Source organism: Actinoalloteichus caeruleus DSM 43889, from assembly GCF_000429185.2.
GTDB lineage: Bacteria > Actinomycetota > Actinomycetes > Mycobacteriales > Pseudonocardiaceae > Actinoalloteichus_B > Actinoalloteichus_B caeruleus.
The window spans coordinates 1,086,979-1,099,909 of sequence record NZ_AUBJ02000001.1 but is presented as its reverse complement, the minus strand read 5'-3'; the positions used below and the strand labels follow the sequence as shown (position 1 = coordinate 1,099,909).

1 protein-coding gene (cut by both window edges) is annotated in these 12,931 nt (G+C 71.4%); it reads right to left on the bottom strand.

This entire window lies inside a single protein-coding gene on the bottom strand: locus tag G443_RS04215, encoding a non-ribosomal peptide synthase/polyketide synthase. The 27,561-nt coding sequence extends 2,140 nt beyond the window's left edge and 12,490 nt beyond its right edge, so the window shows coding positions 12,491-25,421 — codons 4,164 (partial) to 8,474 (partial); reading right to left, the first codon wholly in view occupies positions 12,927 to 12,929. The start codon and the stop codon both lie outside this window.

The window sequence follows — 12,931 nt, the reverse complement described above, 5'->3', positions numbered from 1 at the left end:
TCGGGAACCGTCGCCAGCACCGACGGTGGAACCGTCAGGTGCGTGATCCGGTTCGAGGTGAGGACACGGGACAGCTCCTCGCCGCTGAGCTGTTCGTCGCGGGCCACGACCAGTGTCGCACCGGAAGCCAGCGCCATGACCAGCTCCCACACCGAGGCGTCGAAGCTGGGTGAGGCGAACTGGAGCACGCGGTGGCCGGGCCCGACCCCCAGCCCGTCGCGGTGCGCCGTGACCAGGCTGGCGAAGCCGCGGTGCGAGACCACGACGCCCTTCGGGGTTCCCGACGACCCCGAGGTGTAGATGACGTAGGCCGCGTCATCAGGGTGAGGGGAGTGCCCGGGTGCCGAATCCGGCCAGGCCGCCACCTCCTCCTCGGAGGGCAGGTGGTCGAGGACGAGCACCGGACGGGCGTCGGCGACCATGAACGCCAACCGGTCCTCCGGGTAGGCCGGGTCCATCGGGAGGAACGCCGCTCCCGCCTTGACCACCGCGACGGCCGCCACCACCGATTCCCAGGACCGGGGGAGCCGCAGGCCCACGAGGTCACCCCGCCGCACACCGCGCTCCCGCAACCATCGAGCCACCCGATTGGTCCGCGCGTCCAGCTCGCGGTAGGACAGCACTCTCGACCCGCCGCTCGAGATCGCGACGGCATCGGGGGTCCGCTCGACGTGAACGCCGATCAGATCGGTGAGCACGACGGGTTCCACGCCCAGTTCGGGGCGGTTCCACTCCGTCAACAGTCTCGTCCGGTCCCCCGAACTGGTCAGCTCCACCTCGCTGACCGGGATGTCCGGGTCGGCCAGGACCCCTGTGAGCAGGCGACTCCACCGGTCCACCAGGGCGACGATGGTGGCCTCGTCGTACAGGTCGGTCGCGTACTCCACGAACCCCTCGATCCCCGACCCGCCAGTGCCGTCGACACCTGGTCGTTCGGTCAACGAGACGAACAGGTCGAACCGGGAGGTCCCGGTCTCCGCCGTCTCCGCCGTCAACCTGAGCCCGGTGAAACCCACATCCGACGCGGGGGCGTTCTGCAACACCACCGCCACCTGGAACAACGGGTGGTGGGCTGGGGAGCGCTCCGGGTTCAGCACCTCCACGACGTGTTCGAACGGCACATCCTGGTGTGCGAACGCGCCCAGGCTCCGTTCCCGTACCCGGCCGACCAGTTCGCGGAAGGAAGGGTCACCGGACAGGTCCGCGCGGAGCACCAGCGTGTTGACGAAGAACCCGACCGCGTCGTCCAGCGCCACGTCCGACCGGCCGGCGACACCACTGCCCAGTGGGATATCGGTGCCCGCGCCAGACCGGGACAACAGTGCGGCGAGACTCGCCTGCACCACCATGAACAGCGTCGCGCCACACCGCTCCGCCAGCGAGCCCAACGCCCGGTGGTGGTCAACGTCGAACTCGAAGTACCGGCGGGATCCTCGGAACGAGGCGGTGGCCGGACGAGGCCGGTCGGGGGGCAGGGTGGTGAGATCAGGCAAATCCGCCAGTTCGGAACGCCAGTAGTCGATCTGCTTCGAGTAGAGGCTGTCCGGGCTCCCCGGGTCCCCCAGCAGCTCCCGCTGCCAGAGCGTGTAGTCCACGTACTGCACCGCCAGTGGCGTCCAGGACGGGGCGCGACCGGCACGACGCGCCGTGTAGGCGTCGGCCAGGTTCTCGGTCATCGGCGCCATCGACCAGCCGTCACCCGCGATGTGGTGGACTACCAGGACCAGTACGTGTTCGTCCTCGGCCAACCTGAACAGCGCCGCGCGCACCGGCGGCTCGGTGGCCAGGTCGACGCACCGCTCCGCTTCCCGTGAGACCACCTCGGCGAGCTCGCCCTCCGACACGTCCCGCTCCGTCCAGTGCGGACGGGTCGTTCCCGCCGGGAGCACCAGTTGGTGCGGGGCCCCATCAACCTCGGGGAAGACCGTGCGAAGCGCCTCGTGCCGATCGATGACGTCACCGAGAGCTGAGCGGAGGGCGTGCCGGTCCAGCTCACCCGACAACCGGAGCGCCATCGGCATGTTGTAGGCCGGTGAACCGCCGTCCATCCTGTGCACGAACCAGAGTCGCTGTTGCGCGAAGGACAGGGGTACGACGTCCGGACGAGCAACTGGGCGCAGCGGCGGGCGTGCCGCCCCCGCCGAGCCCAACCGCCCGGCGAGGCCCCGCACCGTGGGCGCTTCGAACAGCGCCCGGACGGGGAGTTCCACGCCCAGGACCGCGCGGACCCGGCTCACCAGGCGGGTCGCCAACAGCGAGTGCCCGCCCAACGCGAAGAAGTCGTCGGTCACCGCGACGGCACTCGCCCCGAGGACCTCGGCGAACAGGTCGCACAGGACCGCCTCGACCGGGGAGGAGGTCCCGCCGTCACCGGCTGTTCCCGGCTCTGAGGGGACCGGCAGCTTCCGGCGGTCGACCTTGCCGTTGGCGGTCAAGGGGACCGCGTCGATCAGCAGGACCGTCGAGGGCACCATGACGTCGGGGAGGCGCCGGGCGAGGAAGTCCCGGAGCTCCCCGCCCAGCCGGCCCCGGTCGGACCGCGCCGAGGGGTCGTTCGCCAGCGGTGCGCCCGTGCTCTTGGCCGCTCGGTGGAGGCCGACCGTCGCGGCGGCCGCGTTCCCGCGGTGCAACACGGCATCGAACGACTCCGGGTCCGCCGACCAGGTGGTGAGGACGGTGATCCCGTGCCGCTCGCCCCAGGTGGCGATCTCCTCCGGATCCACACCGGCCCGCACCCGCTCGCCTCGTTCGGTGACCAGGCGCGCGTTCGGGATCCCGGTGACCCGGACCGGGATCGCCACCGTGCCCAACGCGGGCACGGCGCCCACGTCCTCCCAGGCCAGCTCAGGTACCCCAGCCAACCGCAGCACGTCCTCCGGCTGCTTGTGCAGCACCACCTCGTACCGGTGCCTGGTCAGCTCGTTGTGGTGTCCGCCCCGCTTGAGCCGCACCTCAACCGCCATGTCCGCCCCGTCGAAGCGGTGGAAGAAGGCCGGTGCGAGCATCAGTTCCCTGTCAGCGGACACCGCGCGGTCCAGCGCGGCGCTGTCCGCCCGTACGCCGGCTCGGCGCAGGTGCACCGCCGAGTGCAGTGCTCGGGCCGTGTCCAGGTTCCGCACGTCACCCAGCACGACCCTCCCGCCCGGTGCCAGCAGCCGGATGGCCCGCTCGACCACCCTGACCAGGTAGGTGGCATCGGGGAAGTACTGCGCGACCGAGTTGAGCACGATGGTGTCGAAGTGGTCGGTGGGCAGGCCGTCCACCACGTCGGCGGCCTGGTGGCGGAGGACGACCCGGTCGTGGAGACCGGCCGAGGTGACCTCGGCGGTGAGGCGTTCGATGACGGCGCCGGAGAAGTCGGTGCCCCAGTACTCGTCGCAGTCGGGGGCGAGGCGGGAGAGCAGGAGACCCGTGCCGACGCCGACCTCCAGGATGCGGCGTGGGTGGTGGGATCGGATGAGGGAGACGATGGCGTCGCGCCATTCCCGCATCTCCGGTAGGGGGATCGGCGCCCCGGAGTAGGAGCTGTCCCACCCGGTGAAGTCCTCCCCGAACGCGCCCTCGGCCGGTCGGGAGTAGATCGAGTCGTAGGTCTGACGCCACTCCTCCACCAGCTCCGCGTCGGAGCCCTCCGCCGTGGCCTCCGCCGGGACCACGTACCCGACGAGGCGGTCGCCGAACACGCCCACCACGGCCTGGTCCACCCGCGGGTGCAGGCGTAGCGCCGCTTCGACCTCGCCCGGCTCGACCCGGTGGCCGCGCAGCTTGACCTGGTCGTCGGCGCGACCGAGGAATTCCAGTTCGCCCGCCGTGTTCCACCGCACGACGTCGCCGGTCCGGTACATCCGGGAGCCGGCCGGCCCGAAGGGGTTGGCCACGAAACGGCCGGCCGTGACGCCGGCCCGCGCGAGGTAACCGAGTGCCAACGGATCGCCCGCCACGTAGAGCTCCGCGGCGTCGCCCGGGGCGACAGGCCGCAGCCGGTCGTCCAACACGTACGCCCTGGTGTTGGGCATCGGGGAACCGATGGGCGCCGACCCTCCGGTCAACGGGCGGCTCATCGTCGCGCAGACCGTCGTCTCCGTGGGGCCGTAGGCGTTGATCAGTCGGCGACCCGGCGCCCACAGCCGGACCAGGTCCGAGGGCATCGCCTCACCAGCGACGACCACGGTGCGCAGTTCCGGCAAGTTCGCGGGGGAGAGCGTCGCCAGGACCGAGGGCGGCAGGGTGGCGTGGCTGACGCGCCCCTCCACCAGAGCGGTGGTCAGGGAGTCGCCGACCAGAGTCCCCTCCCCGGCCACGACCAACGTCGCGCCAGTGCCCAGCGCCATGACCAGCTCCCACACCGAGGCGTCGAAGCTGGGGGAGGCGAACTGCAGCACCCGCCCCCCGGGCCCGATGTCCAGCTCCTCGCGGTGTGCGAGCGCGAGGCCGGAGAGCCCGAGGTGGGAGACCACCACGCCCTTGGGAGCACCCGACGAGCCCGACGTGTAGATGACGTAGGCGGCGCCGGCCGGATCCACCACGACCTCCGGTCGACTGGCCGGCAGGTGGGACCGGTCACGGGCCAGGACCGCCTCGTCGACGACGAGCACCGGCCGCGCGTCGGCGACCATGAGGTCCAACCGGTCCCGCGGGTAGGTGGGGTCCAACGGCAGGAACGCGGCCCCCGACCTGGACACCGCGAGCACGGCCACCACCAGATCGACGGAGCGCGGCAGCCGCAGCCCGACCACCGAGCCGGCGCCCACGCCCTGCTCACCCAGCCATCGCGCCAACCGGTTGGCGCGGGCGTCCAATTCCGCGTAGGTGAGGTGGACCTCCGCCGAGGCAACGGCGATCGCCGAGCCGTCGCGGTCGACGTGCTCTCCGATCAACTCTCCCAACGGGAGGTGGCGGACATCCCGACCGGAGTCGTTCCACTCCAGCAGGACTCGACCGCGTTCGACGTCACCGACGAGGTCCAGCCGCTGGACCGGCAGGTCGAGATCACCGGTGACCTGCTCGAGGACCCGCGTCCACCGTGCGAGGAACCCCGTGATGGTCGTCCGGTCGAACAGATCGGTGGCGTACTCGACGAAGCCCGTGAGGTTCCCGCCGTCAGCCGAGTCCTCCGTGAGGGAGACCAGCAGGTCGAAGCGGGCCGTTCCCGTGCTCGTCGACAACGGGCTCACGGTCGCGCCGGGCACGGTCAGGTTCGCTTCCGGCGTGTTCTGGAGCACCATCGCGACCTGGAACATCGGGTGGTACGCCGGCGAACGGTCCGGGTTCAGTACCTCCACCAGGTGGTCGAACGGGACGTCCTGGTGCGCGAAGGCACCCAGGCTCCGCTCCCGTACCCGGCGCACCAGTTCGCGGAAGGAAGGGTCACCTGACACGTCCGCTCGCAGTACCACGGTGTTGACGAAGAACCCGACCAGATCCTCCAGTGCCTCGTCCGTGCGGCCGGCGACCCCGCTGCCCAGCGGGATGTCCGTTCCGGCGCCCCAACGGGACAGCAGGGCGGCCAGACTCGCCTGGAGGACCATGAACACGGTCGCGCCGGTCTGGCGGGCGACGTCCGCGACCCGCCCGCTGATCTCGGTGCCGAGGTCGAACTCGACGGTGTCGCCGAGGAACGACGCCACCGCGGGGCGGGGCCGGTCGGTGGGCAGGCTGACGACCCCGCCCAGTCCCGCCAGCTGGTCCCGCCAGTAGTCGACCTGGCGGGAGAACAGGCTGCCCGGGTCGTCCACCTCACCGAGGAGGTCCCGCTGCCACAGCGTGTAGTCGGCGTACTGCACCGGGAGCGGCGACCACGCGGGCGCGGTGTCGGAGCGGCGTGCCGTGTAGGCGGCGACCAGATCACGGACCAGCGGCGCCACTGACCACCCGTCGCCGGCGATGTGGTGCGTCACCAGCATCAGCACGTGCTCGCCCGGACCGACGGTGAGGGCACGCCCGCGCACCGGGAGGTCGCGGTCCAGGTCGAACGGCTGGCGGGCCAGCGCCCCGGTCACCGTCGGAAGCTGGTCCTCGGTGACGTCGAGCGTGGCCCAGTCGACGACAGCCGCCTCCGGGGAGACGACGAGCTGACGTGGTTCACCGTCCACCTCGGGGAAGATCGTGCGGAGGGCCTCGTGCCGTCCGACGACGTCGCGAACGGCGTCCCCCAGCGCCTGGAGGTCCACTTCGCCGGACAGCCGCAGCGCCATCGGCATGTTGTAGGTCGCGGAGGCGCCCTCGAAGCGCCACAGGAACCACAGCCTGCGTTGGGCGAAGGACAGGGGTACGACCTCCGGTCGTTCCCGCGCGCCCAACTCCGTCCGCACGCCGCCGTCCCAGCCCAACCCGCTGACCAGCCGCCGTACCGACGAGGCGTCGAAGAGCACCCGGATCGGCAGTTCGACGCCCAACACCGCCCTGACCCGGCTCACCAGGCGGGTCGCCAGGAGGGAATGACCGCCCAACAGGAAGAAGTCGTCATCCACCCCGACGTCGGTGACCCCCAGGACCTCGCCGAACAGGCCGCACAGCACCTCCTCGACCGAGGAGAGCCTGCCGGTGCTCACCGCGGAGGCCGTCACCGGAGCGGGAAGGGCCCGCCGGTCGAGCTTCCCGTTCGGGCTCAGGGGAATCTCGGGAATCGCGACGAGCGCGGAGGGCACCATGTACTCCGGCAGTCGTCCCGCCGCGTGCGCGCGGACGGATGCGAGCAACTCGTCCGTCGCCAGCGCCGCGAAGGGCACGTTGACGACCTCGCCGGCCGAGGCGGCCGAGGCGAGGTACGAGCCGGTCACCACCGTCTGGTCGAGCGAGGCCGGGACCAGGACGACGTCGAAGAGGTCCGGGGACTCCGACGACCACGTCGGGTACGCCGACAGCCCCCGTTCGGCGGCCCAGGCGACGACGTCCTCCGGGTCGACCAGGGAACCCACCTGTTCCCTGGACTCCCCGGCGAGTCGGGCGTTGGGCAGGCCGGTGACGCGGACGGGGTCCTCCACGCGCGCGACCAGCTCGTCCAGGGAGCCGATGGCGGAGCCCCACTCCGACACCGGGGCGGCCCCCAGGTCCAGCGCCCTGGCCGGCTCCTTGTGCAACACGACCTCGTACCGGTGCCTGGTCAGCTCGTTGTGGTGGCCGCCCCGCTTGAGCCGCAGGTCGACGGCCCCCACCCTTCGGTCCCTGGCCGCCAGACCCGCGAAGAACTCCGGGGCGACGAGCAGTTCCCGTTCCCGGTGCACGGCGTGCCGCACCGCGGCGGCCAGCCCGGAGCCCACCACCCCGTGCCGACGCCGTTGCACCGCCGTGTGCAGTGCCTCGACCGTCCGGAGGTTCCTGACATCACCCACGATGACGCGACCGCCCGGCGCCAGGACGTCCAGCAGGCCGTCCAGCACCCGCTCCAGGTACGCGCCTCCCGGGAAGTACTGCGCGACCGAGTTGAGCACGATGGTGTCGAAGTGGTCGGTGGGCAGGCCGTCCACCACGTCGGCGGCCTGGTGGCGGAGGACGACCCGGTCGTGGAGACCGGCCGAGGTGACCTCGGCGGTGAGGCGTTCGATGACGGCGCCGGAGAAGTCGGTGCCCCAGTACTCGTCGCAGTCGGGGGCGAGGCGGGAGAGCAGGAGACCCGTGCCGACGCCGACCTCCAGGATGCGGCGTGGGTGGTGGGATCGGATGAGGGAGACGATGGCGTCGCGCCATTCCCGCATCTCCGGTAGGGGGATCGGCGCCCCGGAGTAGGAGCTGTCCCACCCGGTGAAGTCCTCCCCGAAGACGTCGATGCGCGAGTCGGTGTACAGGGAGTCGTAGGTCTCCCGCCACTCGCTGAGCTTCCCCGCGACGTCCTCGCCCCCATCCCCGTCCCCGGGCACGACGTACCCGACCAGGCGGCGGTCACCAGGCTGGTCCTCCCGGACGACCACCACCGAGTGCGCCACCTCCGGATGTGACCGCAGGGCGGCTTCGACCTCACCCGGTTCGATCCGGTAGCCGCGGACCTTGACCTGGTCGTCGGACCGGCCGAGGAATTCCAGTTCGCCCGCCGCGTTCCACCGCACGACATCGCCGGTCCGGTACATCCGGGAGCCGGCCGGCCCGAAGGGATTGGCCACGAACCGACCCGCGGTGAGACCTGGTCGCCGCAGGTAGCCCCGCGCGAGCTGGCCTCCGCCGACGTAGAGTTCGCCGCTGACCCCGGCCGGCACCGGACGCAACCTGTCGTCCAGCACCCGCACGACGGTCGATGCCGTCGGCTCGCCGATGGGGGGAACGGCCGCGACCCGCTCGTCGGAGTACCACCGCGTGACGAACACCGTCGCCTCGGTGGGGCCGTAGATGTTGACGACCCGACAGCCCGGTGACACGTCGTGCAACATCTCGACGAGATTCACCGGGATCGCCTCGCCGCCGAACACCACGGTGTCCACGGTGGGCGGATGTGCCGCCGCCTCGAAGAACTGGGTGAACGCCGAGGGCACGGCGCTGAGCAGTCCGGTGGGCGCGTCAACGCCCCGGTCGAGCAGTCCCAGCAGGTCGTTGACGACCTCGACCGTCCCGCCGCACGCCAGCGGCGGGAACATTTCGAAGACCGAGACGTCGAAGTTCAGCGACGTGGTCGCGAGCATCCTCCCGAGACGACGGGGCCCCAGGTCCGCGATGGCGAAGCTGACGAGGTCACGAAGCCCGCGGTGCGGGACGACCACGCCCTTGGGCGTTCCGGTGGACCCCGACGTGTACATCACGTAGGCCGGGTGGTCCGGCAGGAGGGGCTGCCGACGCTCGTCGTCGGTGGGTGCGGTCGACGGCATGACGGCCAGTTCCCCACCCAGGGTGTCCAGCAGGGCGGTGCCCTCGTGGAGGGCGCCGAGCCGTTCCGCCAGGGAAGTGGTGGCGAGCACCTGGGTGGGGCGGGCGTCGGCCAGCATGAACGCCAGGCGGTCGGCCGGGTAGTCCGGGTCGAGCGGCAGGTACGCCGCACCGCTCTTGAGCACTCCCAGGATCGTCACGACGGTCTCGACCGACCGGGGCACCAGTACGCCGACCAGGTCCTCCGGCCCCACCTCCTTGCTGGTCAACCAGTGGGCCAGCCGGTTCGACCGCGCGTCGAGCTCCGCGTAGGTCAACTCCGAGGAACCGTCGGTCACCGCCACCGCGTCCGGGGTGCGCGACGCCTGCGCCACGAACAGGTCGGGGAGGAGCTGCCCGGGTCGCACCTCCCGCCGGACGGCGGGGGCGGACGCGGAACCATCGGTCCCCACGAGCTCCGCGTGGCTGATCGGGCGGTGCGGGTCGGCGACGAACTGTTCGAGCAGACGCAACCAGTGCTCGACCAGGAGTTCGACGGTGTGCCGGTCGAACAGGTCCGTCGCGTACTCGACGAATCCCGTCGCGCCGTCCGACCGCCCGTCCTCGGGGCGGACACGCTCGGTCAGGGAGAACAGGAGGTCGAACCGCGCCGTTCCGGTGTGCGCGGTCCACGGCGTGACGACCAGGCCCGGCAGCTCCAGTGTCGGCGCTGACGCGTTCTGCAGGGCCAACGCGACCTGGAACAGCGGGTGGTGTGCTTGGGAGCGCCGAGGATTGAGCACCTCGACGAGGGTTTCGAAGGGCACGTCCTGGTTCGCGTACGCCGACAGGCTCCGTTCCCGGACCTGTTCGACCAGTTCCGCGAAGGTGGGATCACCGGAGGTGTCGGTCCGCAGCACCAGGGTGTTGACGAAGAACCCGACGAGGTCATCAAGCGCCTGGTCGGTCCGGCCCGCGATCGGTGCCCCGAGGGGGATGTCGGTGCCCGCGCCCAGTCGGGTCAACAGCGCGGCCATACCCGCCTGGAGCAGCATGAACACCGTGGCACCGTGCTGGCCGGACAGCGCCAGCATGCCTTCGTGCAACGGCGCGGGCAGAGCGAACTCCAGGAAACCGCCGCGGTGTGACGCTACCGGCGGGCGGGGCCGGTCCGTCGGGAGCGGCAGGGTCTCCGGGAGCCCGGCGAGCTGGTCGGACCAGTACCGGACCTGGCTGGAGAGGACGCTCTCCGGGGCCTCCAGCGTGCCGAGCACCCGGTGCTGCCACACCGTGTAGTCGGCGTACTGCACCGGCAGCGGCTCCCAGCCGGGTTCGTGCCCGTCAAGCCTCGCCGTGTACGCCGCCACCAGGTCGCGGACGAGCGGAGCCATCGACCAGCCGTCGCCGGCGATGTGGTGCATGGCGAGCACGAGCACCCGGTCGTCCGAGGCCAGGTCGAACCGCCACACCCGGATCGGGGCGTCGGTGGCGAGGTCGAAGCCGTGCCGGGCGACCTCGGCCAACAGCCGTGGCAGGGCCCGCTCGGTGGCCGTCCTCGTCTCCCAACCCAGGTCGACCTCGTCGAGGGCGAGCACGTGCTGGTGTGGTGTGCCGTTGGTTTCGGGGAACACGGTGCGCAGCGCCTCGTGCCGGCCCACCACGTCGTGGACGGCCGCCGTCAGCGCCTCCTCGTCCAGACGCCCGGTGAGCCGCAGCGTGACGGGCATGTTGTAGGTGGCCGAGGGGCCCTCCACCTTGTAGAGGAACCACAGGCGTTGCTGCGCGAAGGACAGCGGAACCACATCCGGACGCGGCTGCCGCACCAGGGGTTCCCGGACCGGTCCACCCGGCAACCGGGCCGCGAGGCCAGCCACCGTCGGGGTTTCGAACAGGGCGCGGATACCCATCTCGACACCGAGGACCGAGCGAATCCGGCTCGCCAACCGGGTCGCCAACAGCGAGTGGCCCCCCAGGGCGAAGAAGTCGTCATCGACGCCGACCGAGGTCGAACCGAGGACGTCCGCGAACAGTTCGCAGAGCACTGCCTCCCTCGGGGTGCGTGGCGCGCGGAGCCCCTCCGAGACGAACGCCGGAGCGGGCAGGGCACGGTGGTCGAGTTTCCCGCTCGGTGTGAGCGGCATGGCGCCGAGGACAACGACGGCCGAGGGCACCAGGTGGGCGGGCAGGTGACGCGTAGCGAACTCCCGCAGGGTCTTGGGCAGTCCCGTCACGGCCCGGGCCGTCGTCGGTTCGTTCACGGCCGGCCGGGTGTCCGGTTCGGTCCGGTGCGTTCCGGCCAGCGCCGTCCCAGCCAACGTCGGTGGCAGCAGCACCGCGTCGAAGAGTTCCGGTGACCGGGGGTGCCAGGTGGTGACCACCAGGAGCCCTCGCCGCTCACCCCAGCTGGCGACGTCCTCGGGGTCGACGCCGTCGACGACGAGCGGGCGCCCGTGGTGGTCGAACGCCTCGCCCGCGATCCTCGCGTTCGGCAGACCCGTGATGCGGAGCGGGTGCTCCAGCGTGCCGGGAAGTCCGGCGAGGGACACCACGTCCCGCCCCCAGACAAGGGCGGGCGCGTCCTCGAGTGACACCACCTCCGAGGGCTTCCGGTGCATCACCACCTCGTAGCGGTGCCGGGTCAGCTCGTTGTGGTAGTCACCCCGCTTCAACCTGATCTCCAGCCCGTCCACGCGGTCGGCGAACCGGCCGAAGAAGCGGGGCGCCACCACCAGCTCCTTCTCCAGGAGCACGGCGCGGTCCACGGCGACGCGCAGCGGAGCCGGTCTCGGCTTCCTCCCCCCGGGGTGCCTCGCCAGGTGGATGCCGGTGTGCAGCGCGCGGAGGGTGTCGGCGTTGCGGACGTCACCGATCAGGACACGCCCACCCGGCGCCACCAGGGCCAGCGCGGCGTCGACCACCCGCTCCAGGTAGTCCCCGCTCGGGAAGTACTGGACCACCGAATTGATCACCACGGTGTCGAAGAAGCCCGCCGGTAACCCGTCGACCACGTCGGCGGCCTGGCACCGCAGCACCACCCGCTCGGCCAGTCCCGCCGTGGCGACCTGGCCACGCAACCGGTCGATGACCGCTCCGGAGAAGTCCGTGCCCCAGTACACCTCGCAGTCGTCGGCCAACTGGGAGAGCAGCAGGCCCGAGCCCACCCCGATCTCCAACACCCGCGCCGGCCGGTAGGACCGGATCAGCGAGACGATGTCCTCCCGCCACCGCCGCATCTCCTCCAAGGGGATCGGCTGGCCCGTGTACGAGCTGTCCCATCCCGTGAAGTCCTCGCCGAAAGCGAGGTCGTTCGGCCGCGTGTAAACCGAGTCGTAGGTCTCGCGCCACTCCGTGACGTGTTCGGCGCCATCACCGCCGGGCCGCTCCGCGGGAACGACGTAGGCGACGAGACGGCGGTCGTCGGCCTGGTCCTCCCGCGCGACGACAGCGGCGTGCCGGACGCCCGGGTGCTGGCGGAGCGTCGTCTCGATCTCCCCTGGCTCGATGCGGAAGCCCCGGATCTTGACCTGGTCGTCGACGCGTCCGACGAACTCCAGACTGCCGCCGCGATCCCGGCGCACCAGATCGCCGGTCCGGTACATGCGGGCCCCGTTCCCGACGAACGGGTCGGCGACGAACCGGCTCGACGTCAGGCCGGGCCTGCCCAGGTAACCCCTGGCCACCTGTTCTCCCGCCACGTACAGCTCGCCGGCGACTCCGCGAGGTACTGGGCGGAGACCCTCGTCCAGCACGAGGGCCCGGAGGCCGGGCAGCGGTCCACCCAACGGGCTGAACCCCGGGCCGCGCTCCGCCACGTCGCCGAGTACCAGGTGGCTCACGTGGACGGTGACCTCGGTGATGCCGTACATGTTGACCAGATCCGGGCCTCCGGTGCCGAACCGTTCCCGCCAGGCCGCGAGGCGGTCGACGTCGAGTGCCTCACCACCGAAGACCACGGTGCGCAGCCGGAGCGGCGGGAGTTCGGCCGAGTCCACCACGGTGTCGGCCAGCTGGTAGAACGCCGACGGGGTTTGGCTGAGCACCGTCACCTGGTGTTCGGTGAGCAGGCGCAGGAATCTCGTCGGAGTGCGGCTGACCTCGAAGGGGACGACGACCAGTCGACCACCGGAGGCGAGGGCTCCCCACATCTCCCACACCGAGAAGT